The organism is Flavobacterium sp. ZB4R12 (genome assembly GCF_048276375.1).
Lineage (GTDB): Bacteria > Bacteroidota > Bacteroidia > Flavobacteriales > Flavobacteriaceae > Flavobacterium > Flavobacterium gawalongense.
In genome coordinates, this window is the sequence record NZ_JBLNKS010000005.1 from 104,491 (window position 1) to 130,663 (window position 26,173).

General features: G+C 34.6%; 20 protein-coding genes. 7 read left to right on the forward strand and 13 right to left on the reverse strand.

The annotated features are described in order from the left end of the window. Positions 1 to 286: 286 nt before the first annotated feature. The 3 genes from ACNO7W_RS05030 (at position 287) to ACNO7W_RS05040 (ending at position 2,705) form a co-directional block, all read left to right on the forward strand. Positions 287 to 1,153 (forward strand): NAD(P)H-hydrate dehydratase, encoded by an 867-nt coding sequence (locus ACNO7W_RS05030; RefSeq protein WP_185963087.1) that lies wholly within the window; start codon positions 287 to 289, stop codon positions 1,151 to 1,153. Between the two features lie 396 nt (positions 1,154 to 1,549). Further along, positions 1,550 to 2,344 carry a HipA family kinase gene (locus ACNO7W_RS05035; protein WP_417937273.1) on the forward strand — a complete coding sequence of 265 codons (795 nt, stop codon included), beginning with the start codon at positions 1,550 to 1,552 and terminating at the stop codon, positions 2,342 to 2,344. After that, on the forward strand, positions 2,322 to 2,705 hold the full coding sequence (locus ACNO7W_RS05040) for a DUF3037 domain-containing protein (RefSeq protein WP_143386218.1): 384 nt from the start codon (positions 2,322 to 2,324) through the stop codon (positions 2,703 to 2,705). The genes ACNO7W_RS05035 and ACNO7W_RS05040 overlap by 23 nt, the downstream gene beginning before the upstream one ends. A gap of 225 nt (positions 2,706 to 2,930) precedes the next feature. Here the strand turns inward: ACNO7W_RS05040 and ACNO7W_RS05045 are convergent, their stop codons facing one another. Continuing rightward, positions 2,931 to 3,440 (reverse strand): GNAT family N-acetyltransferase, encoded by a 510-nt coding sequence (locus tag ACNO7W_RS05045; RefSeq protein ID WP_417937274.1) that lies wholly within the window; start codon positions 3,438 to 3,440, stop codon positions 2,931 to 2,933. A 210-nt stretch (positions 3,441 to 3,650) separates the two neighbouring features. Between ACNO7W_RS05045 and ACNO7W_RS05050 the strand changes: the two genes are divergently transcribed. Beyond that, a complete protein-coding gene (locus tag ACNO7W_RS05050; protein WP_417937275.1) occupies positions 3,651 to 4,190 on the forward strand; it encodes a YSC84-related protein in 540 nt (179 codons plus the stop codon). A gap of 208 nt (positions 4,191 to 4,398) precedes the next feature. Here ACNO7W_RS05050 and ACNO7W_RS05055 read toward each other — a convergent pair whose 3' ends face one another. From ACNO7W_RS05055 to thrA, 4 genes are all read right to left on the reverse strand, one after another. After that, entirely contained in the window at positions 4,399 to 8,184 is a 3,786-nt protein-coding gene (locus ACNO7W_RS05055) for a Helicase associated domain protein (protein WP_417937276.1), read from the reverse strand. Between the two features lie 139 nt (positions 8,185 to 8,323). After that, entirely contained in the window at positions 8,324 to 9,613 is a 1,290-nt protein-coding gene (gene thrC, locus ACNO7W_RS05060; RefSeq protein WP_417937277.1) for a threonine synthase, read from the reverse strand. A gap of 123 nt (positions 9,614 to 9,736) precedes the next feature. Next, positions 9,737 to 10,663: a homoserine kinase gene (locus ACNO7W_RS05065; protein ID WP_417937278.1), complete on the reverse strand. Its 927-nt coding sequence runs from the start codon at positions 10,661 to 10,663 to the stop codon at positions 9,737 to 9,739. Between the two features lie 92 nt (positions 10,664 to 10,755). Further along, on the reverse strand, positions 10,756 to 13,203 hold the full coding sequence (gene thrA, locus ACNO7W_RS05070; protein WP_417937279.1) for a bifunctional aspartate kinase/homoserine dehydrogenase I: 2,448 nt from the start codon (positions 13,201 to 13,203) through the stop codon (positions 10,756 to 10,758). Positions 13,204 to 13,850: 647 nt separating this feature from the next. Here thrA and hutH point away from each other — a divergent pair. From hutH to ACNO7W_RS05085, 3 genes are all read left to right on the forward strand, one after another. Then, positions 13,851 to 15,365 (forward strand): histidine ammonia-lyase, encoded by a 1,515-nt coding sequence (gene hutH, locus ACNO7W_RS05075; protein WP_417937280.1) that lies wholly within the window; start codon positions 13,851 to 13,853, stop codon positions 15,363 to 15,365. Between the two features lie 223 nt (positions 15,366 to 15,588). Beyond that, positions 15,589 to 16,233 (forward strand): DUF47 domain-containing protein, encoded by a 645-nt coding sequence (locus ACNO7W_RS05080; protein WP_143387806.1) that lies wholly within the window; start codon positions 15,589 to 15,591, stop codon positions 16,231 to 16,233. A 31-nt stretch (positions 16,234 to 16,264) separates the two neighbouring features. Next, positions 16,265 to 17,548, forward strand: a complete 1,284-nt coding sequence (locus ACNO7W_RS05085; protein ID WP_417937281.1) for an anion permease — start codon at positions 16,265 to 16,267, stop codon at positions 17,546 to 17,548. A gap of 333 nt (positions 17,549 to 17,881) precedes the next feature. On the opposite strand, the gene ACNO7W_RS05090 is transcribed toward ACNO7W_RS05085, so the two are convergent. From ACNO7W_RS05090 to ACNO7W_RS05125, 8 genes are all read right to left on the reverse strand, one after another. Then, positions 17,882 to 18,163, reverse strand: a complete 282-nt coding sequence (locus tag ACNO7W_RS05090; protein WP_143387808.1) for a GNAT family N-acetyltransferase — start codon at positions 18,161 to 18,163, stop codon at positions 17,882 to 17,884. 5 nt (positions 18,164 to 18,168) lie between these two features. Next, positions 18,169 to 18,561 carry an OsmC family protein gene (locus ACNO7W_RS05095; protein ID WP_417937282.1) on the reverse strand — a complete coding sequence of 131 codons (393 nt, stop codon included), beginning with the start codon at positions 18,559 to 18,561 and terminating at the stop codon, positions 18,169 to 18,171. Between the two features lie 5 nt (positions 18,562 to 18,566). Beyond that, positions 18,567 to 19,448 (reverse strand): pirin family protein, encoded by an 882-nt coding sequence (locus ACNO7W_RS05100; protein WP_417937283.1) that lies wholly within the window; start codon positions 19,446 to 19,448, stop codon positions 18,567 to 18,569. Positions 19,449 to 19,659: 211 nt separating this feature from the next. Next, positions 19,660 to 20,538, reverse strand: a complete 879-nt coding sequence (locus ACNO7W_RS05105; RefSeq protein WP_417937284.1) for a pirin family protein — start codon at positions 20,536 to 20,538, stop codon at positions 19,660 to 19,662. Positions 20,539 to 20,627: 89 nt separating this feature from the next. Next, the gene (locus ACNO7W_RS05110; RefSeq protein WP_417937335.1) at positions 20,628 to 21,224 is read right to left on the reverse strand and encodes a Crp/Fnr family transcriptional regulator; all 597 of its coding nucleotides are present in this window, start codon (positions 21,222 to 21,224) and stop codon (positions 20,628 to 20,630) included. A 56-nt stretch (positions 21,225 to 21,280) separates the two neighbouring features. Next, positions 21,281 to 21,796 carry a DUF421 domain-containing protein gene (locus tag ACNO7W_RS05115; protein WP_417937285.1) on the reverse strand — a complete coding sequence of 172 codons (516 nt, stop codon included), beginning with the start codon at positions 21,794 to 21,796 and terminating at the stop codon, positions 21,281 to 21,283. A gap of 69 nt (positions 21,797 to 21,865) precedes the next feature. Beyond that, on the reverse strand, positions 21,866 to 23,236 hold the full coding sequence (gene rimK, locus ACNO7W_RS05120; protein WP_417937286.1) for a 30S ribosomal protein S6--L-glutamate ligase: 1,371 nt from the start codon (positions 23,234 to 23,236) through the stop codon (positions 21,866 to 21,868). 137 nt (positions 23,237 to 23,373) lie between these two features. Further along, positions 23,374 to 25,920: an ATP-dependent Clp protease ATP-binding subunit gene (locus tag ACNO7W_RS05125; RefSeq protein ID WP_143387815.1), complete on the reverse strand. Its 2,547-nt coding sequence runs from the start codon at positions 25,918 to 25,920 to the stop codon at positions 23,374 to 23,376. Positions 25,921 to 26,173 lie beyond the last annotated feature (253 nt).

The window sequence follows — 26,173 nt, forward strand, 5'->3', positions numbered from 1 at the left end:
GAGCTATTTACTTCGTCAGTTCGCTTCGCTCGTGTCCTGCTTTACACTTTATCTTTCCTTGCTTAAAGAAAGCAAGGAAAGGATGCCGTTTCAATCAGGGCTAGGGAATTTAGAATCCAAGATAACATTTTTTGTAAATGAGAACATATGCTTTTGTTTTATTACCAAAACAGATAATCTTGTTCAACTACAAAAAGACTTAGCGCCTTTGTGTCTTAGCGGCAAAAAAATAATTTTCTGGATTACCACAAACTTTTAAATTTGTAATTTTATACAAATAAATCCCATGATGAATCCAATTTATATAGACCAAAAAGAAATTCTCAAACACTATAAACAACCTGACAAATATACCCACAAAGGAATTCAGGGACACGCTATTATCATTGGTGGAAGTTATGGAAAAATAGGAGCGGTGACCTTGTCTTCCAAAGCTTGCTTGAAAACCGGTTGCGGATTAGTCACTGTTTTCATACCCAAATGCGGTTACGATATCCTTCAAATTTCCATTCCCGAAGTCATGGTTGTAACGGATAATCAGGAAAAATTTATCTCCAATATCACTTTCGATATCAAACCGCAAGCCATAGGAATAGGACCGGGGTTAGGCCTGGAAATCGAAACGCAACAAGCCGTTTATAAATTCTTAAAAATCAATAAAACATCTTTGGTAATCGATGCGGATGCGTTGAATATTCTATCTAAAAACAAAGAATGGCTTCCTTTATTATTGCCCAAAACCATAATTACGCCACATCCCAAAGAACTGGAACGATTAATCGGAAAATGGAATTCGGAAGAAGAGAAAATCGATAAAGCGATCACTTTTTCTAAACAATACCATCTGATTATTGTAATGAAAGGCGCACCAACTCGTATTATTGATGAAGATACAATCTACGAAAACACTACAGGAAATGCCGCTTTGGCCACCGCAGGAAGCGGAGATGTCCTAACCGGAATGATTACCAGTTTATTGGCACAATCCTATGAACCAATTAGTGCTGCGATACTTGGCGTTTATCTTCATGGATTAACCGCTGATATCGCACTACCCGAAACCGGTTATCAGTCCTTTATTGCTTCTGATATTATTACGAATATTGGGAAAGCGTATTTGAGTTTAGAGAATAAGGATTGGAACTTCTTGTAATTTATTTCTCATTCGTCATTCCATCCTGATTTGTCATTCCGTTCCAGTTTGTCAATTCCGACAAAGGAGGAATCTCAACGGTATCGAAGTTTCGCTTAATAGAAAACCATCATTCTACAAAATAGGCCTTAAATTTATCCGAGTTATTTGTAAGTTTGTAATGTAAGTCAAGGTTTGGAATGTGCCTTTAGGTACTAAATATTGGGAGCAATTAGTTTCAAAATTTATTAGCGTGCCGTAGTGCGCGACAAAATGATAAATGTTGCGTACCTACGGCACGCTAAATCCGTTTCGATTCTTGTTTTCTACCAATATTTAGTGCCTTGTGGTACAAAAAAGTCTTTAACTTTTGATTTACATTTGTATTCAAGCAAAATAGCTTTATCCAATTCAATTATGGAAAAAATACCCCATCTTAGAACCGTAAATGTTACGAGATACATCACTCCTTTGCGGGAAGGAGGTTCTTTACCTGCGCTCGCTGAAGCCGATGATGATTTTAAATATGTTTTAAAATTTAAAGGTGCCGGACATGGCGTAAAGGCCTTAATTGCCGAATTAATAGGCGGGGAAATTGCCCGTGTTTTAAACCTAAAAATGCCGGAACTCGTTTATGCAAATCTAGACGAAGCTTTCGGACGAACCGAAGCAGACGAAGAAATTCAGGACTTGCTTCAAGGGAGTCAGGGACTTAATTTGGCCTTACATTTTTTATCGGGAGCCATAACTTTTGATCCGGTAGTTACGGTGGTTGATGCAAAATTAGCTTCAGAAATTGTGTGGCTGGATGCTTTTATCACCAATGTGGATCGAACCTTCAGAAACACCAACATGCTGATTTGGCACAAAGAATTGTGGCTGATTGATCATGGTGCAAGTCTTTATTTTCATCATTCTTGGACCAATTGGAAAACTCATGCACAAAGTCCTTTTGCACTGATAAAAGACCACGTATTATTGCCTCAAGCTTCGTTGTTGAAAGAAACCGATGCGATTTTCAAAAAAATATTAACTAACGAAGTGCTACAGTCAATTGTTAATCTCATTCCAGACGAATGGCTGCAATGGGAAGATTCGGATGAAACTCCCGAAGCGCTTCGAGAAGTCTATTTCCAGTTTTTATCCATACGTTTGAACCATTCCGAAATTTTTATAAATGAAGCCCAAAATGCAAGAGAAACACTTATATGAGTATGCTGTAATCCGGGTTGTACCAAGGGTAGAACGCGAAGAATTCCTCAATGTGGGTATTATTCTCTTTTGTAAAAAAGCGAAATTTATAAAAGTCCTCTTTTCGATTAACGAAGCCAAACTCCAACTTTTTTCAGTAGATTTAGATCTGGAGCAATTGCATTTAAATTTACAGGCATTCGAGAAAGTGGCACATGGCAAAAAATCGGGTGGGCCAATAGCGCAATTCGATATTCCATCGCGTTTCCGTTGGTTGACGGCTATTCGTAGTTCCGCCATTCAAACCTCAAGACCACATCCGGGAATCTGTGATGATTTGGAACAAACAGCACAACGATTGTTTGAAGAACTGGTATTGTAAGGGGAATAATACCCAAGAATATTCTTTATAATCTGGGCGTAACCCCAAAGTTAAAAATTTCGGTCGTTCCTTCCGTATTTTCAACTTTGGGGTCGGGCTTTTGGCTATATCTTTATTTTTTAAAGAAAAAAATAAAGGATAACGCCACAATCCCTTACGCGGGCAGCCCTAAGGTGGAGATAATTAATTTGCTATTCAGACAATCCAATTGTTGAATGACAATAACTATCCAATCCTTTTCTCCAATACAATAAATTCCAAAGGTTCTTTTGAGATTGGAATATGAACGTCGCTTGCCGGGAAAGGTTCCCTTGCTCCCGTATCTGCATAACCGTTGCGTTTGTACCATACAATCAATTCTTCTCGAACGGAAATCACCGTCATTACAATTTTAGGTAAACCCAATTCTGAAGCATGAATTTCAGCTTGTTGCAATAATTTTTTCCCAACACCACTATTTTGCAATTCAGGCGAAACCGTCAGCATTCCTAAATACAATTGATGCTCTTTTTCAATTAACAATACACAACCTATAATCTGGTTGTTCTCCGTAAATTTTAGAATGGTATTTTTAGTATTCTGAATGGTTTCTGTCAGTTCCTGTTCGGTGGTTCGGAGTCCTTCTAACAGGTTGGCTTCAGTGGTCCATCCTTTTTTAGAAGATTCGCCGCGATACGCTGAATTGATTAATGTATTTAATAGGGAAACGTCTTCTATTGTTGCTTTTGTAATCATGGATAATATTTCTATTCTTGGGTTATTGCTTTATGTTTTTCAAAGGTAGAAAAAAGGGATTAATCGTTTCATTTTTTAGATGAAATAATTATTCTTAAAACGTATAAAATAAATTGTATGTAATTGATAATCAGTATATTTAATTATTAAACAAAATTTTTTTTTTACCTTTGGATAAAGAAAATTTATAACAATTTAATAGCTATAATTATGAAAAATTTAAATATTATTTGGGTGATAGTAATGGCTTTTGTACTAAACACAGCGCCTATATTCGGGCAATCGACCGCTAAAAAGAATAAAATCATTGCAGACAGCCAAACAGCAAAAGCCGAGTTCATTAAAAGTGACCCTCTTATGAAAGCACTTTTTGATAAAGCCTACGGCTATGTGATCTTTCCCAATGTGGGCAAGGCCGGACTCGGTATTGGAGGTGCAGCTGGAAACGGCGTTGTCTATGAACAGAACAAGCGGATAGGAATGGCCAAGTTGTCGCAACTAAGCATTGGATTTCAGGCCGGCGGACAAGCGTATCGGGAAGTGATATTTTTTGAAACAAAAAAGGAATTGGACCGTTTTAAAGAAAGCCGATTCGAGTTTTCCGCACAAGCTTCAGCGGTAGCCGTAACAGAAGGCGCCTCAGCGAATGTAAAATATACCGATGGTGTTATGGTGTTCACCATGCAAAAAGGCGGACTCATGTACGAAGCATCGATTGGAGGTCAGAAGTTTAAGTTTAATAAATTGTGACACTTTTTTTTGCCAGTGAAAACTGAGCGATTTAGATTGCTTCGTATTTTGTTGATATGATTTTATTTTAAAGCCATGATATAAAAAAAGCTACATCTTTTTATGAATGTAGCTTTTTCTGTTTTTGTCTTGTTGTTGTGTCTGATTGTTGTGAGTAGTGAAAAGATTTCCGCACTATCGAACTAAGGGACATATCCGTGCGGTCTTATTAAAGCTCAATATTAAGTTTTTTTAGTAATTCAATTTGTTTTTCGGATAACTTATCGTCTTTAAAAGCTTTTTTTGTTCTAGCTAACGATTGATATAAATTTCTTTGATCATCCTTACCTGCTTTCGGATATACTCCATTAATCTTTATAAATTCTGCTATTTCTTTAGTTCTATTTGCCCATTTTGTATAACCATCCCTTTTTGAATCAGTGAATTTTTCAAATGTTATTCCAATTTCATAAAAAGCTTTTATTCTTTCTTCTGATAACTGATTGTTTTTAAAGAGACTTTTTTGATTTGTCCACCAAGTATATAAAATATTCCTCTCTCCATTAATGGTTAAAGAAAGGTTCAAATTTCCTTTTATGTCTACGTGCTGTTTAAATTCATTAAAACTATCTTCCCAAGATTGTATGAAGGTACCTTCACCAATCCAGTTGAAATTGATATTGTTTAAAGCACTCTCTCTTTCTTTGGACAATGGAATTCTATTTTTTGCATTTCCAGCTTTAACTGCTCGCTGTGCAGCACACCACAGATAAAGGATTTTTTCCACGCCACCAGCCGCATAACTTGGTTCTTTTTTATTTTCTTTAATAAAATCTGAATATTGATTTAATCTTTCTGTCCATTTTTCCTCATTCTTTTCTTTTCCTTCTGTGATTAAATTGAATCCAATTGATTTAAGATTCATAATTTGCTGTTCTGATAGATTACCATTTTTATATTTAACTTTTTGCGAACTAAGCCAACTATAAAAATCTTTATTGGTAACTCCTGTCGGTAATTTATTATTGTCTATTTGCCAATTTTTTACTTTCTCAAAAGTTTGTTCCCAAGTTTCAAAAAAACTATCAAGAGATAATTCTTTGATTTTTTGACTTTGAAATTCTGATAATTTTCCTTCATCAAGATCTTTTCTATGTCGATAAATCCAATTATATTCATTTGAACCAATTTCATCAATTGAAATTGAGGTGCGAGTATTTAGAATGCTTTTTATTTTTTCAAAATAATCAGTCCAGGCATCAGTTTTACCCTCATAGTTAAATTGTAGTTCAGTAATTTTATCGTACCAATAATCTTCTAAATCATTTTCCCTAAACCGTTTTCTAATTGTTTGACAAAAAACATTAAGTTTACTTTCTCCTGAATTCTTGTCGGTTCTGTTATATTGTGGCCATCGATTAGGATTTTTATTTCGCCATTCTACTAAATCTTCATAAATGGCAATCCATTTTTTTCTACTTCCCGAGCCTAAGAATTTAGAATCTATACATTTAAACTTTGTTATTTGTTCATCAGTTAGAGTTTTATTGTCATTGATATACCCTACCTGACTCCTGTACCAATTTACTAAATCTGAATCGTCAAATCCTTTGAATGGAGAATATATGTTAACCTCTGAATAAGATTTAAATTTTTCAAACATTTTATCCCATTTCCATTTTACTATATCCCACGCAAAATTTATAGAATTCAACTTTCTAATTTCTTCAATTTTTAATACACCATTGTTTTTCCTGTTACGTTGTTGAGTTACCCACGAATACAAGTCTTTGTTGACTGTTTGGGAAGGATAATCATCATTTAATTCCAAATAGTCTTTTAATTCTAAAAACCATATATCCCAATTATTTGAAGTTTTGTAAATAATTTGGTCGAATAAGGATTTTCTAAGTTTTTCTTCAAATCCAATAAGATTTAAAGTTTCTATCTCTTCATCAAATGAAGAGATAATATCTATTTTTTTCGAACCTCTTTTTCCTTTGCCAAAAGCGATTGAGTTTATTTCATCTTGAAGTCGTTCATCTTGTTCACATAAAGAACGAATCACCTGTAATAAATTTTTAAAAGAGCCTTGGCTTATTGAATTTTCAACTTCTCCATTCTCTGTATGATAAATTGGAACAACAATATAACCTAGTTTCTTTCCGTCTTTTTTTCTTAATGCTCGTCCCACAGCCTGTATAATGTCGACTTTTGAGTTTTTTGGATCGGAAAAATACACTAAATCAATAGTAGGTACATCAACACCTTCTGTAAGACATCTAGCATTTGAAATTACTGCCTTGTCTGAATTCTTAAATTCATGTAAAATTTGATTTCTTATACTGGTTGGTTGAGTCCCATCTACTGAAAATGCGCTTGTAGTTTCAAAAAATTTTGAATGTCGTGAAGAAAAGTCTTTTGCTAAATTTACTCTTGAATGAAAAGTGAGAGCATGATTTGCAGAGTATTTTGACATTACAAAGTCTAGTGCATAATTATTTGCTACTTCATCAATTGAAATATTATTATCAACATACCTCCTCTCTTTTAAATAGCTTGATAATTGATTGTCATTTACTCCAATTGCGATAATTTTATAGTCAACAAGTACGTCTTCATCAATAGCATCTTTGAAAGACATTCGAAAGAATTCTTCCCCAAATGTTAAAGGGTCATTCATATCGTGTGTGTATTTTAAATCATCTCCTAGTTTCTTTTTTAGTGATTCTTTTACGATTCTTGGAGTTGCGGTTGCATACAATCGTTTATATGCGGGTATTTTGCTATTATCGTGAATTAAACCGAAAACACCTTTATTTATTCCAGCAGTCTTATGTGCTTCATCACAAAATACAAAGTCAAACGTAATTTCAGTATTTTTAATTGATTCAACAATTGCTGGTAATGATTGATATGTAGAAAAAATTACTTTTTCTTGAATATCTTGATTTAAAAAAATATTAATTTCTTCAGGATTAGTAGATACATTGCCACCAATTTCATAGGTGTGCGTTACAATTGAATCTTGATTATCTCCATCAATATCTGTTTCGGAGCAAACACACAAATATTTATATTGTGTTTTTCGTTGTTTTGACCATTCATTTTTGATTTGTCTTAATAAAGCAAGTGAAGGAACTAAAACAAGAGTTTTTTGACTTTTTAATTCTTCTTTTATCCATAATGAAGTAAAAGTTTTACCAGCCCCACAAGGCAGTATTAGTTGTCCTCTTGATTCTTCTCCTTCTGTAAACCATTCCACACATTCATTGATAGCTCGTTGTTGGTGTGGTTTTGGAGTAAAATATACTTTCTCTTTTGGTTTGCTATCATTTAATCGTAGCAAAATATTTGTAAATGTATATGGTTCAATTTCCAATAAATGACCTATATTGTAAAATGTAAAATTTTCATATCTGGATAAGGACACACTATCCAATGAAGCACAGTTTGAAAACACAATGTAGCCATCGGCTTTTGAGCAAAATGCAAATAAATTTGCGATTTTGTCAGAAGACCAATTTAATTTACTGGTTTCATCATTTTTGAATTTACATTGTACAGCAATATATTCATTTTTAGGAGTTTTTAATACTAAATCAATACCGTATTCAACAGTTCCTAAAGCTAAAGTTTCTTTTATTTTTAGTGGGATTTCATCATATAACCAAACATTATTATAGACACCATCAAATTCAGGCGCAGTCAAAAAATAATATTTCGCAAATACTTCAAAAATTTTACCTGCTGAAGTATCTTTTAACGCTTCTGCTTTATTGTCAATATTGTATTTAGACAATTCGGTTTTTAAGTCAGACCAATGATTTTTGTCTTTGATTATTTGCGATAATGTTTCTTTGTGTTTCTTCATATTCTGTCGTTGGCTAAAAGTAACTCTATTGCTTTTTTTTGCCTTAGGTTTGGCAATGCACAAATATGCTATTTGTGCGTTGCTTTTTAAATTGTCTACAATGCGCTCAAATCCAGTTGAATTTGTGTAATAAATCAGCATATTCAGACTCTGTCAAACTTAATGATTTTACCTACAGAAAACTAATCTAATAATAAAAAAAATCGGACTAATTCCCACAAAAAAACCGACTGAAAATCACTTCTCAGTCGGTTTGTATTTTTGTCTGGATATTGAAATGCTATCCCAAGAAAGCTTTCAATTCCTCATACGTTTTAATTTTTGTGCTCACTTTTTCTTTTCCTAATACGCTTTCAATTTGGGTAGGAATCGGCAGTTTTACGTTTAATGTTGGTTCAACTGTATCCAAAAATTTAATTGGGTGGGCAGTTTCTAAGAAAATACCAATCGCATTTGGGTGGTTTTGTAATTCTTTTTTCAATCCTAAATAACCAACTGCTCCGTGAGGTTCTGCGATGTAACCGTCTGTATTGTAAATGGTTTTCATCGCTGCAATGGTTTCTGCATCAGTGAAAGTAAACGAAGAAAAATCTTTTTTGAATTGCTCCAAATCATTGTGGTACATTTCCTGAATTCGGATGAAATTACTTGGATTCCCCACATCCATCGCATTCGAAATCGTGGCGATAGAAGGCTTTGGATCGTAAACTCCGTTTTCTAAAAATCGTGGCACTGTATCATTCACATTCGTGGAAGCTACAAAATGCTCGATTGGCAAGCCCATTTTTTTGGCAATGATACCCGCGCAAATATTTCCAAAATTCCCGCTTGGGCAAGAGAAAACCAATGGTTTGTTCTGTTTTTTTAATGCTTTGTACGCAAAGAAGAAATAAAACATTTGTGGCAACCAGCGCGCAATATTAATCGAATTCGCCGAAGTCAAGTTTTTATGTTTTAGACTTTCGTCCAAGAACGCTTTTTTGACCATATCCTGACAATCATCAAAAACGCCGTCCACTTCAAGCGCTTTAATATTCTGTCCCAAAGTAGTCAATTGCCGTTCCTGAATATCGCTCACTTTTCCGGATGGATACAGGATAATCACTTCCACACCGGTTACGCCAAGGAAACCACTGGCTACTGCACCACCGGTATCACCGGAAGTCGCTACAAGAACGGTGTTTTTACTGTCTTTGTTGTCTTTATTGAAATAACCCAAACAACGCGACATGAAACGCGCGCCAACGTCCTTAAAAGCCATCGTTGGACCATGAAACAATTCAAGGGAATAAATGTCTTTTTCCACTTCAACCACTGGGAAATCAAAACATAAAGTTTCGGCAATGATTTGTTTTAAGGTTGCTTCCGGGATTTCGTCTCCCACAAATTGTTGAATCGCTTCAAAAGCAATTTCCTCGTTGCTTAAATTTTCGATAGTTTCAAAAAAAGCGGGAGCTAAAGGGCTAATTGTTTCCGGAAAATACAAACCTTTATCTGTTGCTAATCCTTGTATTACGGCTTCTTGGAAAGAAACTTTGGGTGCGTTATGGTTTAAACTGTAATATTTCATTATGTATACTAATTTTAGAATCCCCACCCCAACCCTCCCCAAAGGGAAGGGAGACGAAACTGGATTCAGAATGTGTTATTGTAATTTTAAAAGCACTATTTTTTTATTCCCCCTTCGGGGGGGTTAGGGGGATAATATTTTCATTCCTTCATCATTCACTTTAGAAACGTGAATTTCATACGGTAAATTCATTGCATCGTATACGGCGCTCATGGCTTTGGCGATTTTATCAGCGGTTTCCTTTCCTTTGCTTAAAGCAAAAATAGAGGGACCGGAACCCGAAATCCCGGAACCTAAAGCTCCGTTTTCTAAAGCAGTTTGCTTGATTAAATCAAAACCTGGAATCAATACACTTCGCAATGGTTCCACTATCTCATCATGTAACGAACGTCCGATTAATTCGTAATCTTTGGTGTATAATCCGGCAATTAATCCGCCCACATTTCCCCATTGCGTTATGGCGCTTTTTAGGGAAACTGTTTGCTTCAATACCGAACGCGCATCAGATGTTTTCAACTCAATTTGAGGATGAACAACGGTTGCGTACAATTCGGAAGGACTTTCTATTTTGATAATGTCTAAAGGATTCGAACTTCTTACCAACGTAAAGCCACCCAAAAGGGCAGGAGCAACGTTATCGGCATGGGCGTTTCCACTGGCTAATTTTTCGCCTTGCATGGCAAATTGTACCAACTCTTTTCTTGTAAATGGACGTCCCAGTAATTCATTGATTCCAAAAACAGCTCCAGCTGAACTTGCGGCACTACTGCCAATTCCGCTACCGGCTTTGATGTGTTTGTAGATTTCGATCTCAAATCCAAATTCCGTTTCAATGGCTTCCAGCATCGCCAAAGCAGATACTCCAGCTACATTTTTTTCGGTTTCCAAAGGCAAGTCGGCACCAACGATTTTAGTGATACGAACGCCTTTTATGTCTGATTTTCGAATAATCATTTCGTCACCCGCAGTTTCTAAACACAGTCCAAGGACATCAAATCCACAGGAAAGATTGGCGATTGTGGCGGGGCAAAATATTTTTATTTCATTCATAATTTTTTATTTTTTTTGCCACGAAGGCACAAAGACACAATGTTTTTTATCCGTTTTCAAACTGAAAACTGCTACTGAACACTGACTACTAATTAAACGTTTCCAATTCTGATTACATCAGCAAATATCCCTGAAGCAGTAACTGCAGCTCCTGCACCGGCTCCTTTTATCAATAAAGGTTGGTCTACATAACGATCAGTGAAAAATAATACGATATTGTCTTTTCCTTCCAGATTGTAAAAAGGATGGTCTTTAGGAATAAATCGCAACCCAACATTTGCTTTTCCGTTTTCGAATTGCGCTACATATTTTAGTCTGGATTCTTTGCTCAACGCTTCCTTGTAAATAGCTTCAAAATGAGATGCATGTTTCAGTAAAGATTCAAAAAACGCTTCATTTGAAGTTGTTTCGAGACATTCAGCAGGCATGAAAGATTCGTTGACAATCTCGTCAATTTCCATTTTATAACCACTTTCTCTGATCAGGATTAATATCTTTCTGGCAACATCAATTCCGCTCAAGTCAATCTTAGGATCTGGTTCAGTAAATCCTTGTACACCAGCTTCTTTAACGACATCATGAAAAGTATTGTTTTCATCAAAATTGTTAAAGATAAAGTTCAAACTTCCCGATAAAACAGCCTGAATTTTATTCACTTTATCTCCTGAAGCAATCAAGTTTTTCACGGTATCTATGATCGGTAATCCAGCTCCAACATTGGTTTCAAATAGAAAAGGAGCATTGAACTGTCTGGATAGTTTTTTTAGTTTTTTATAATTGTCATACTCAGAGGCACAAGCAATTTTATTACAAGTTACTACGGCAATGTTGCGTTTTAAATACTCTTCGTAGGTTTTAGATACGCTTTCATTTGCAGTAATATCAACAAAAATACTGTTGCGTAAATTGAGTGCTTTTACATTCGAAATGAATTTTTCTTTGTCAGCAGGTTCCCCTGTTTCTAATAAGAATTGCCATTCTTTTAGAGAGATTCCATCCTCATCAAAATACATTTTTCGGGAATTTGACAAAGCAATAACGCGCAGGTTTATTTTCAGATTGTCTTTTAGGAATTTCTTTTGTTGGTGAATTTGTTCGATGAATTTCTCACCTACATTTCCAACGCCCATTACAAACAGGTTTAATTGTTTGGTATTTTCTTCAAAAAAGTTTTCGTGTAACGTATTTAATGCTTTTTTTACATCTCTTTCGTTGATAACAGCTGAGATATTTCTTTCGGATGCACCTTGTGCAATTGCTCGAATATTCACATTGTTTTTCCCCAAAGTGCTAAACATTCTTCCGCTCAAACCTTGATGATTTTTCATGTTTTCGCCAACCAAAGCAATGATACACAGGTTTTTTTCAACGATACATGGATCAATTTTGTTTTGCAAAATCTCTACTTCAAAAGCTTTGTTGATGGCATCTTCAGCTACATCAGCATCCGAATTTAAAATTCCAATACAGATTGAATGCTCGGATGAAGCTTGAGTAATGAAAATTACATTGATGTTTTCATGCGATAATACTTCAAAAAGTCTTTTAGACGAACCCGTAACACCAATCATTCCTGGTCCTTCAAGTGTAATCAAAGTAATATTGTCAATATGGCTAATTCCTTTTACCGGATTAGTATGAGCCATTTCTTGGTTTGAAATATAAGTTCCTTCGGCTTCCGATTCAAAAGTATTTTTGATATGAATTGGAATATTCTTTCTCAATACCGGTTGAATTGTTGGCGGATATAAAACTTTGGCACCAAAATGGGACAACTCCATTGCTTCCTGATAGGAAATGAAGGCGATAGGTTGTGCTTGTTTTACAATTTTTGGATTAGCAGTAAACATTCCGTTTACGTCGGTCCAAATTTCCAAGTCAGTTGCATTTAACGCTCCTGCTATAATTGCAGCAGTATAATCGGAACCACCGCGACCTAAAGTAGTGTTTATACCATCAAGTGATGCAGCAATAAATCCTGGCATTACAACCACTTGATTCTCATTCGATGCAAAAAAATCAGCAATTAATTGATTTGAAACTTCAAAATTTACGGTAGCTTTTCCAAAGTGATTATCAGTTTTTATTAATTCGCGGCTGTCTTTATAACCACTATTTTTTAGATTTTGTTTTAATGCTTCAGAGATTATGTAAGAAGACAATAATTCACCAAAACTTAAAATAGTATCGGAAGTTCTGGCAGATAATTCACCCAAAAGAAAACAACCGTCTAATAATGTTTCAAGATGATTTACAATTCTTTTTATATGACTTAGCAGACTGCTTTGTTCGCCTACAGGAATAAATTCTTTTAAGGCATCTAGATGTTTTTTCTCTATTTCGGCAAGTATTTCTTTGAAGCTTTCATCTCCGGCAGCCGCTTTTTGGGAAGCAAGCTGAAGCATATCAGTAACTTTACTAAAAGCAGAAACCACGACTACTAATTTTTCTTCTTTTGCTTTATTGATGACGATATCTAGAACTAGTTTTATATTTTGTGCATTGGCAACCGAAGTTCCGCCAAATTTTAATACTTTCATTGTATATGTTTTATTTTAAAAATGCAATGTTTTTTATACATCCAAAATCTTTCTCCCTTCAGGAAAAAGTATAATAATAGGATTATATGTAAAATGAATACCCCTAAGGGGTAGTTGTAGTTGTTGTAGTAAATGTAACAGAAATTGCAACCCAGTTTTGAGTTGTTATCGAAGATTGATATGTTGATCTGTTGTTTACCATTTTGATTCCCCAAAAGTACAGTTTTTTATAAAAACCAAAACATTAAATTCGGTTTTTGCGAATATTTTAAAAATTCAATCGCATTTGGATTAAAAATAAATATTTTTCAATAAAAGGGCTTTTTGTTGATGCTATTCTTGTAATTCGACAAATTTCACAATGCTGTTAAGTTATTGTTGCACACTTTTTATTAAACTTTAATTCTAAATTAATCTCTATTTGCATTTAATGAGCATTGTATTTCTTTAATTTTATGCCAATAAATTATTTCATATTAGAAATTTAACAGGTATTCTAAACTAGGGATTTAAATCAATAGCTATAGGTTAATTTGCATGAAATCTATATATTAAGGTTTTTTTAAACATGAAATTTAAATTATTATTAAAAAATGTTGCTTTTTAATATTGATTTATTCAATTTTGGTCACTTAAATACAAATGGGATGGAAAATACACATTATATAAGCACTGAAGTACTTTCGTTAGAAGTTTTAAACGAGATTATAGCGCGTCATAAAACATTGGCATTATCTGATGAAGCAAAAATAAATATACAAAAATGCAGGGATTATTTGGATAAAAAAATGGCCACGCATTCAGCACCTATTTATGGAATTAATACGGGTTTTGGTTCGCTTTGTAATGTGAAAATTTCGAATGAAAATTTATCGAAATTACAAGAAAACCTAGTAAAATCGCATTCTTGCGGAACAGGTGATGAAGTTCCAAATGAAGTTGTTAAATTAATGTTGTTGCTCAAAATTCAATCGTTGAGTTATGGACATTCCGGAATTCAATTGCAAACAGTGGAGCGATTGATTGAATTTTATAATAATGATATTTTGCCTGTAATTTATACTCAAGGTTCACTTGGTGCTTCGGGCGATTTGGCTCCTTTGGCACATTTATCTTTACCTTTATTGGGAGAAGGCGATGTATATTTTGAAGGTAAAAAAGTACATTCCAGTGAAGTTTTGAAGCGTTTTAATTGGGAACCAATCGTTTTGCAATCTAAAGAAGGTTTGGCTTTATTGAACGGTACTCAATTTATGAGTGCTTATGGAGCTCATATCTTAATGAAAGCGAATAAGTTTTCTTATTTAGCTGATTTGATAGGAACTATTTCTCTTGAAGGATTTGATGGCAGGATTGAACCTTTTCATGAGTTGATTCATTTTATTCGTCCTCACAAAGGGCAAATTGTAACAGCTAATCGTATAAAAGGTTTTCTTGAAGGAAGCGAAATCATTGAGCAAGAAAAAACGCATGTTCAGGATCCGTACTCTTTTAGATGTATGCCACAGGTTCACGGTGCATCAAAAGATGCTTTTGATTATGTGAAAAAAGTGTTCAAAACGGAAATCAATTCGGTGACGGATAATCCTAATATATTTATAGAAAGTGACCAAATCATTTCCGGAGGTAATTTTCATGGTCAACCATTAGCGTTGGCATTGGATTTTATGGCAATTGCTTTGGCGGAATTAGGAAGTATTTCGGAGCGAAGAACCTATCAATTAATTTCAGGTTTGCGAAATCTTCCGGCATTTTTAGTAGATAATCCTGGATTGAATTCGGGTTTAATGATTCCACAATATACAGCTGCCAGTATTGCAAGTCAGAACAAGCAACTCGCAACGCCTGCCAGTATCGATAGTATTGTATCTAGTAACGGGCAGGAAGATCATGTGAGTATGGGGGCAAATGGCGCCACAAAAGCTTTACGTGTTATGGATAATCTGGAACGGATTTTAGCGATAGAATTGATGAATGCCTCACAAGCAATAGAATATAGAAGACCATTGCAATCCAGTGATTTCATTGAAATGTTTTTAAGTGCCTATCGCGAGGAAGTTCCTTTGGTAAAAGAAGATCGAATTTTGCATTATGACATTGAAAAAACAGTTTCTTTTCTGAACAGTTTTCAAATAGAAGACGATTTGTTATTAACAAATTAACATTTACAGAAAATAATGGTTCTTCGCCAAAATTAGTGGAAAACCAAATTAGGTTGATTAGAGATGGAAATTAAAGTTTAAATAAGCACCTGTTTTTAAAGGATATTTTGCGACAATTACGAAATCTATTCATTGATTAATAGATGTCTTTTTTTTGAATTCCACTAATTTAGGCGAAGAACCAAAATAATAAATTATTTTTGCAATTCTAAAACCTAATAAAATGTCAATAAATAGTATTTTCCAATTTTTAGTTCCAAAAGACAAAAAATTCTTTCCTCTTTTTGAAGAAGCATCCAGTAATTTAATTGAATTGGCTTCAAACTTACATGAAGCAGTAAATCTTCCATTGAAAGAAAGAGAAGTTCTTTTTCAAAAAATAGATACATTGGAACAAAAAGGAGAAGACATTACACGTCAGACAAATCTTGAGTTAAGTAGAAATTTTATTACTCCTTTTGATAGAGAAGATATTCACTCTTTGATTACTTCAATAGACAATGTTGCTGATAATCTTCACGGTGCTGCCAGTAGAATGAGATTGTATCAGGTTGATAAGATTACAAAATCTATCAGAAAATTGACAGAAATAAATCTTGAAGCGTGTCAAAATATTGATGTTGCGGTAAAAGAGCTGAAAAGTTTTAAGAAAATCAAGAATATAACAGATGCTTGTGCAAGAATTAGCAAGTTGGAGAATAAATCCGATACTGTTTATAATAAAGCCGTATTCGAAATATTTGAAAATGAAACCGACGCAAAAAACATTATTAAATATAAAGAAGTATTGTCAGTTTTAGAATCGGCAACTGATAAATGTAAGAGTGTGGCAAGTGTTTTAGAATCAATCGCTGTAAAGCATTCTTAATTCAATCAGTTTTATTCTGAAATACTATTTTATGGAATTTACTTTACTAATAGTTATTATAGTTCTGGCTTTAATTTTTGATTACATCAATGGTTTTCATGATGCGGCAAATGCTATAGCTACAGTTGTTGCCACAAAAGTTTTGACGCCTTTTCAAGCGGTACTTTGGGCTGCTTTTTTTAATTTTTTGGCGTATTGGGTTTTTGGTTTTGGAGTTGCTGATACAGTTGCTAAAACCGCGAATACAATGGACATCAATTTGGTTGTAATTCTCGCTGGTATAATCACCGCTATTTGTTGGAATTTGTTGACCTGGTGGCTTGGAATACCTTCGAGTTCTTCTCATACTTTAATTGGTGGATTTGCTGGAGCAGCAATTGCCCATGCTGGTTTTGAAGTTGTATCATGGTATAAGGGAGGGAAAGATGGCGGAATGCCTTCAGGTGTTTTAATAATTGTTGCTTTCATTATTTTGGCACCGTTATTAGGTGCTTTGATCTCCTATTTAATATCCATTTGGCTTTTAAGTTCTTCCAAAAAAAGTATTTATCCAAAACTATTTACGCTATCTCTTATAGCATTGACTATCAGGTTTGTTGAAAGTCAAATGCTATATTATGATCAGATTGAAAAACCTCGTTTCGATTCTCCTTTTTGGAGTGTTGTATTTGAGGCACATAATATCAAATGGTTTTTAGTAGCATTCATTGTTTTGTCTGTTAGTGTTTTTTGTTTGATTTTTAGTAGTTTAAATCTCAGTCAGGCTACTGAATGGTTAAAAAAGATGCAATTATTATCCTCTGCGGCTTTTAGTTTAGGACATGGTGGAAATGATTCCCAAAAAGTAATGGGTATTATAGCCGCCGCAGTTGCGGTTTATATTCATACCAGTGGAGTTGCGCAGGAAAGTTTACCAAGCTGGTTAGACGTAGTACTTCCTAAAGAAGACGGAACGTTTAAAATGCCTGCATGGATTCCTTTAGCCTGTTATTCGGCTATTGCGGCCGGAACCTTAAGTGGCGGTTGGAAAATTGTAAAAACAATGGGTTCTAAAATTACAAAAGTAACTTCTTTTGAAGGTGTTGCTGCTGAAACAGCAGGAGCTTTAACTTTGTATTTTACAGAACATTTAAAAATTCCTGTAAGTACAACACATACTATTACTGGTTCTATAATTGGAGTTGGTTTAACGAAACGTGTTTCTGCAGTTCGTTGGGGTGTGACGGTGAGTTTAGTTTGGGCTTGGGTGCTAACTATTCCTATTTCGGCCATTTTAGCGGCATTGGTTTACTATTTCCTTAGTTTGTTTTTATAATTTTAGATTTTAAAATTCATATAATACCATTTTACTTTTGATTTTACTGGAATAAAAAACACCACGTCTCTTCGAGTGATTTTGAATAGTAATGCGACAGCTTTACTATTCAAAATTGTATCGAGAAGCTTACAATGTTAGGGTTCTCGATACATTTTATTAAAAAAAGCTATCGCATTTTTTAATAAAATACTCGAACTGACGCACACAGTTAAATTGATTTATCACAGTAAATTTAAAGTCTAAATGGTATAAAAAAACCATTCGTAGCGGCGAATGGTTTTTTTATGTCTTTGAAATATTCAATGGACGAATACTGAATGTTCAATTTTTTTAAAATAAAAGATCCTGTATTTCTTCCATTTTGTCGAATACACTTTTAGCGAAAGGACATAATGGTAAAATTTTGAAATTATTTTTCCTTGCGTATTGGACTGCTTCCAGTACCATTTTTTTGCCCACACTTTGCCCTGCAAAATCAGAATTTACTTCGGTATGATCTATAATGAATTTATCAGTTCCTGCCCAAGTATAGGTCATTCTTCCTGCTTCTATTTCATTAGCAGCAGCTCTAAAACATCCTTTTTTAGTTTCGTTTATTTGTTCTATTATCATGATTTCTAATTTAATTCTGTGGTTATTTCTATAGCGCTGGTTAGAATTTTGTGTATTGGACATTTATTGGCAATGCTTAATAATCTTGTTTTTTGATCATTGTCTAAATCTCCAAATAATTGAATAGTGCAAATCATCTTGGATTTGTTTTCCGTTGGATCTTTATCAAAAGTGACTTCAACTTTGATGTCCGTTAAATCCCATCCTTTTCGGTTAGCATACATGCGTAAAGTGATGCATGTGCAAGCTGCCAAGGAGGAAGCGAGTAATTCTTTTGGCGCAAAGCCTAAATCCTTTCCTCCATTACTTTCTGGTTCATCTGAAATAATCATATTATTAGCCGATTCTATTTCTGTTTTATAGAGTTCTTCACCAATTTTCGCTACGATTTTAATCATAATTGTTATTTTTTATTTTGCTCCGGAAGTGGAACAAATTCACTTTCGCCCGGAACTTTATCAAAAGTTTGTGCCAACCATTTCTCTTTTGCTTTTTCAATCAGTTCTTTGGTTGAAGCGACAAAATTCCAATAGATAATTCTTTCTTCGGGGAAAGGTTCTCCTCCAAAAATATAAATGGTTGTGTTTTCTGTCATATCGAAGGTGCAGAGTTTACTGTCTTTGGCAATCAAAATTTGCTTTGGTCCAAAAACGGTACCTTCACTTTCTATACTTCCTTCTAAAATGTATAAAGCGCTTTCGCCAAATAAGTCTTTGCCTATAGTCACCGTGTGACGGGTAGTGCTTTTTAGTTCTAAAAGATAAAGCGGACTGTAAACGGGAACGGGTGATTTTTTGCCAAGCACTTCGCCAGCTATAAGTTTGAAAGCAATGTTATCCGTTTTCCATTCTGGAATTTGATCTTCTGGGACATGGAAAAACGAAGGTTCCATTTCCTCCAATGCTTTGGGTAATGCGACCCAAATTTGAAGGCCGTGTAGCATTTTATCGGAACTGCGTAAATACGCGGGGGTTCGTTCCGAATGGACAATTCCTTTTCCTGCGGTCATCCAATTGATTTGTCCAGGTTTGATTTCCATTTCAGTTCCCAAACTATCTTTGTGCATAATGCTTCCTTCAAACAAATAGGTCAAAGTCGAAAGCCCAATATGTGGATGTGGCGGAACATCTAAATTTTCGTAATCACTCATGCAGGTAGGTCCCATATGGTCAATAAATGCAAACGGTCCAACCATTCTTTTTTCTCGAAAGGGAAGTAACCGCCCAACCATAAAGTTACCAATATTGCTTGGGCGTTCTTCTATTATCAATTTGATATTTGACATGTTTTTTGTTTTAAACAATAAATTTAGGAAATATAACTACTGAGATACTACAAATACCTTTATTTTTTGCCACAAAGACACTAAGCCTTAACCTTTTTAATTTATTGGAATTAAATTAAAATTTTAAATTTTGTGAAACTTATTTTCCTTTCGTCTTTGTGTCTTTGCGGCAGTATTTATTATTCGGCTTTGTGTTAAAACTGCAAGAAAATTACTCTTCCAAATAACCAAATTTCCCCATATTTACATCATTGAATGCTTGCATAATTTCGGCTTCCGTGTTCATTACAAACGGTCCGTGTGCTGCAATGGGTTCATTGATGGGTTCACCACTTAAAATTAAAACTATTGCATTTTCAGTTGCTTCAATGGTAAATTCTTCGCCTTCGTTTTCAAATAGTGCAAAATGGTCGGCAGGAACCTTTTCGATATCATTAACTTTTACGCTTCCTTCAATTACCAATAATGCTGTATTATAATTCGCTGGAAAATTGAAAGATGCTTTTGCTCCTTTATTTAATTTGGCATTTAGTAAATGTACAGGAGTGAATGTTGAAGCCGTACCTTTAACATTTTCGTATTGTCCCGCTATAACTTCAATCACGCCCCCATTTTCAGGAAGTTCGAATTTATTGATTTGGTCATTGGTAATTCCTTGGTATTTTGGTGTTGACATTTTGTCCTTTGCAGGAAGATTAACCCAAAGTTGCACCATTTGAAAATCGCCGCCATTTTTGCTGAATTCAGCTTCGTGGTATTCTTTGTGTAAAATTCCTGAAGCAGCAGTCATCCATTGTACATCACCTTCGCCAATGATACCGCTATTTCCCGAACTGTCATGATGCGCTACTTTTCCGTGATAGGCAATCGTAACGGTTTCAAAACCTCTATGTGGGTGAACGCTTACGCCTCTGGGTTGATCCGTTGGCGGAAAATAAAATTTAGAATTATAATCCATCATGATGAACGGACTCATTCTTTTCATATCCAAATGATATCCACTCGGGATAAAGTTATGTACTCTAAATCCGTCACCAACCATGTGTGGAGGAGGTGGTGCCAATACAAGTTCGACGTTTTTTGTTTTCATTTTTGTATCTTATTTAAATTAGAGTACAAATTTACTACGGATTAAAATCAGATGCATTGATGTAGAATAAGAAATGAATGGGTAAGGAATTAATACCGCTTAAAATTTCTTTTGGCTAATTCCTTGCGAACCCTGCTTAATGTTTCTGGTGTAATGCCTAAATAGGAAGCAATCATCCATTGTGGAATACGTAAAGTAAGCTTCGGGTAAATAGTTATAAAATCCAAATACCGTTGTTCAGCTGTTGCTCCCAGTAAAAGGTTCACTCGTTTTTGAAGTTGGCGAATGTGATTGTGCAAAGCAATATTGTCCTGTTGTCGAAAAGAAATACTAATTTCGGCTGCGGCATCAATGAAATTTTTATCGATAAAAACAATTTCCGTATCTTCAATGGCATCAATAAACAATTCGGAAGGTTCGTTAAAATAAGAACTGCTTCTGTCCGAAATAATCCAATTCTCCGGTGCAAATTGAATGATGTGTTCCTTGCCAGTTTCGTCAATGGTATAGGAACGCAATAATCCTTTAGAAACAAAAAAGGAGTGGTGGCAAATAGCTCCCTGATGGAGTAGGATAGCACCTTTTTCTACTTTTTTGGATTGCAACGTGCCTGTAATCGAAAGGAATTGCTCGTCCGTTAGATTGGTTTTGGATTGAAAGTATGTTTTGAATGAATCGAGCATAATTATTTCAGGCTTATAGTTACGTATTACTATAAAAATATTTTTGAGCTGGTTTACATCTAGTTTATTCCAGCTAAATTTTTATGAATACGTCTTCGTTTATAATGGGTTTGGCGAAGATTTTCTATATCAGAAATAATACTGATATTTCCATCAATCTCAAGCATAGCCAGTTTTACGTCTTTAAAATATTCAATTCCATGTTCGCGCATGGCTTCTTTTAATTCATCGGAAGAAATGTTTAATTTGCTTAATGCCTTAAAATCCAGATTTCCATCGTGAATTAAAATCTCTGGTTTTTCTTGCATGAAATCACTAAATTTCGGGTACTTAAACATCAATTTTTTCAAAATATAATTAATAATAAAAAGTACAGTTGCCGCAGCCAAACCTCCGTAAAGACTAGTATTGTTACCAACCATAGCATTTTGAACGGAGTTGCTAATTAATAATATTAGAATGACATCAGCAGTATTGAGTTGTGATAATTCTTTCTTTCCAAAAAATCTCAAAGCAATAACCATAAAAAAATAAACGGCGGTACTGCGAATGATGATATCGATATAAGGATTCATTATTTTTTTGTTTAAGGTTTGAAGTTTTCACTTAAAATCGATCGACAAGCTGAAAACTGCTACTGAAAACTATTTTAGCTTAAAGTTTTTCTCGATGGCTTTTATCATTTCGCCCGCAATATCTTTATTAGTAGCTCCTTCAATTCCTTCCAATCCAGGCGAAGAATTTACTTCTAACAATAATGGTCCTTTTGAAGAACGAATTATATCAACGCCGGCTACTTTCAAATCCATTGCTTTTGCAGCTTTTATGGCTATCCGTTTTTCTTCAGCTGTCACTTTTATGACTGAAGCTGTTCCTCCAAGATGGATGTTAGCCCTAAATTCGCCTGGCATTGCTTCCCGTTGAATAGCAGCTACTACTTTTCCGTCAATTACAAAACAACGAATGTCTTTACCGTTGGCTTCCTTGATAAATTCCTGAACTAATATATTGGCATTTAAACTTTTGAAAGCGTTAATAACACTTTCTGCTGCTTTTTTGGTTTCGGCTAATACAACACCTTTCCCTTGTGTGCCTTCGAGTAATTTAACAATTAAAGGAGAGCCTCCAACCATTTTTATTAAATCGTCCGTGTCCAAAGGTGAATTTGCAAATCCTGTTGTAGGTATATCAATTCCACTATGTAAGAGTAATTGTAAGGAATATAATTTATCGCGTGATTGGGTAATTGCATTAGAAGAATTTAAACAAAACACATTCAAGGCTTCAAACTGTCTCGTTAAAGCACAGCCATAAAAGGTTATACTTGGACGAATTCTTGGAATAATAGCATCAAATTGATTTAATATTTTCCCTCCACGGTAATGAATTTCCGGTGTTTTTGCATCCAGCTTCATATAACATTCTTTGATATTCAAAAAATGCATTTCGTGACCACGCATTTCGCCTGCTTCCATAATACGTTTGTTGCTATACAATTCGGGGTTGCTGGCTAAAAGGCCAATGCGTAAACCAGAGCTGGCTTTTTCAGAATTTTTATATAGTTCTTTCAAACTGTCGGAGGTTGGTTGTCCCAAAAGATATTTCTGTTCCGGGTCTACAAGAACTCTTCCACTCATCGCCTCACGACCTAAAAGCATTCTAAAACCCATGGAATCTCTATTGGTCAATGTCATTTCAATAGGCCATTTAGAGTCTCCAATTTTTAGATTACTTTGAATAACATAGCGTTGTTCTCTAAATCCGCTGGAACTTTTTACAAAACGCTTATCAACTAAAGGTGCCTCACAATGAATTACCGTTTTTAGATTATTCTGAATAGGATTGATATCAAACCTTACCCAATTTGCATCATCCTTGATAAAAGGGGCAATATTTATTGCGTGTAATGCAGATGTTTTTGCACCTGAATCAACGCGCGCTTTAATAGTTGGAATTCCTAATTCTGGAAATGAACACCATTCTTCGCTACCCAGGATAACTTTGTTTTGAGACATAAACTGATTTTATTTAACCATTTTTTAAAAAATCAAATGTAAATATTTGTTTTTAAAAAATGTTGAATTTGTATAAAGAATAAACCCGTTATGTTATAAAAACGTAACGGGTTTAGTTCGTGTTATACTAGAAGTATTTATGGATTCGTTGGTTCGCCAGCTTTATGAACTTGCACGGTCAGTTCTTGTGCTCCATCCTCTATATCCATGAAAATTTCGTCTCCTGAAGTAATTTTTGAAGTAATAATTTCTTCGGCAAGTGCATCTTCAACATATTTCTGAATAGCTCTTTTTAATGGTCTTGCACCAAATTGTCTATCAAATCCTTTTTCAGCGATAAAAGCTTTGGCTTTATCCGAAAGGTTTAATTGGTAACCCAATTCAGCAACACGGGCATATAATTTTTTCAATTCGATTTCTATAATCAAATCAATATCATGTTTTTCTAAAGCATTAAACACAATTACATCATCAATTCTGTTAAGGAATTCCGGTGCAAACGTTTTTTTCAATGCATTTTCAATGATACTTTTCGAATTGTCATCTGCTTGAGCTACTTTAGCGGCGGTACCAAAACCAACACCTTGACCAAAATCTTTTAATTGTCTGGCTCCAACATTGGAAGTCATAATAATTATAGTGTTTTTAAAGTCAATTTTTCGGCCTAAACTATCCGTTAAATAACCGTCATCAAGAACTTGCAATAACATATTGAAAACATCAGGATGCGCTTTTTCTATCTCATCCAATAATACAACACAATATGGTTTTCTTCTTACTTTCTCTGTTAATTGACCACCTTCTTCATATCCAACGTATCCCGGAGGCGCACCAACTAAACGAGAAATTGCAAATTTCTCCATGTATTCACTCATGTCAATACGAATCAATGCATCTTCTGAATCGAATAATTCTTTTGCCAATACTTTCGCTAATTGAGTTTTACCAACACCAGTTTGCCCCAAGAAAATAAAGGAACCAATTGGTCGGTTTGGATCTTTTAATCCAGCACGATTTCTTTGGATGGAACGGGCAATTTTCATTACCGCTTCTTTTTGTCCAATAACTTTTCCTTCAATAAGTTCCGGTAGTTTAGCTAATTTATTGCTTTCAGTTTGTGCAATACGATTTACCGGAATTCCAGTCATCATGGAAACCACATCGGCAACATTGTCTTCGGTAACTTCAATTCGATTATTTTTAGCGTCTTCTTCCCATTGTTCCTGAGCAATTGCTAAATCTTTTTCGATCTTTTTTTCGTCATCACGAAGCTTAGCGGCCTCTTCGTATTTTTGTTTTTTAACAACAACGTTTTTCAATTCCCGAACATCTTCTAATTGACGTTCCAGATCTAAAATCTGTTTTGGAACTTCAATATTGGTAATATGTACTCTTGAACCTGCTTCGTCTAATGCATCAATAGCCTTGTCCGGCAAGAAACGTTCAGACATATATCTGTCGGTTAATTTCACACAAGCTTCAATTGCTTCTTGTGTATAAGTAACGTTGTGGTGATCTTCATATTTATTTTTGATATTATTCAAAATCGTAATGGTTTCTGCAACAGATGTTGGTTCTACGATTATCTTTTGAAAACGTCTTTCTAATGCACCATCTTTTTCTATATATTGACGGTATTCGTCAAGCGTTGTAGCACCAATACATTGAATTTCTCCTCTTGCTAATGCAGGTTTGAACATGTTAGATGCGTCTAATGAACCCGTTGCGCCACCAGCTCCAACAATAGTATGAATTTCATCTATGAAAAGAATAATATCGTCATTCTTTTCTAATTCGTTCATAACTGCTTTCATGCGCTCTTCAAACTGTCCTCGGTATTTTGTTCCAGCAACAAGACTCGCCAAATCTAATGTTACAACGCGTTTGTTGAATAAGATTCGTGATACTTTCTTTTGGATGATTCGCAGAGCTAAACCTTCAGCAATAGCTGATTTTCCCACTCCAGGTTCCCCTATAAGTAGTGGATTATTTTTTTTGCGACGGCTCAAAATTTGAGAAACACGTTCAATTTCTTTTTCACGTCCTACAACAGGATCTAACTTTCCTTCTTCGGCCATTTCAGTTAAATCTCTACCGAAATTATCTAAAACAGGTGTTTTAGATTTTTTGTTTGATTTATTAGCAGGATTGTTAAAAGCACCTTCTTTAAGACTGTCATCTTGTCCTGAATCGTCATTATACGATTCGCTTCTTGGCAAGTTTTCTAAAAATTCTTCTTCGCTTGGAGTCATATTTAAGTATTGTTCTTTAGCTACGTCATAATCAATTTTAAGTTTATTCAATAGCTTGGTTGTTGGATCGTTTTCATTTCTTAAAATACATAACAATAAATGTGCTGTACTAATTGACGAACTATGAAATACTTTTGCTTCAAGAAAAGTGGTTTTCAACGCTCGTTCTGCCTGGCGTGTCAAGTGTAAGTTTTTCTTTTCAACATTAACGTCTACGCTTGGACTTGCGGGGCTTAGGATTTCTACTTTTCTGCGTAAATGATCTAAATCGACAGATAGGTTATTCAGTATTTGAATTGCTTTTCCATTTCCATCCCTTAAAATACCCAGCATCAAGTGTTCAGTTCCTATAAAGTCATGACCCAATCGCAAAGCTTCTTCTTTGCTATAGGTAATAACATCTTTTACTCTTGGTGAAAAATTATCATCCATAATATATATTTGATATCGTAAATTTAGTGAATTAGTAATTGAAAAACAAAAATCATTCCCTTAACAAGTGCTGTCAGCTAATAGACAAAAAAATATGGGGAATATAGGCAAAAAGCCACTTATTTTATTAACTAAAACCAAAGCAAAATTTGTTAATAAATCATTGAAATAAGTAGGTTAAAATAGGTTTAAAAATTTCAAAAAGCCGTATATTGGCACGTTTTGAAACTAATATAATTTTTTAATATAACAA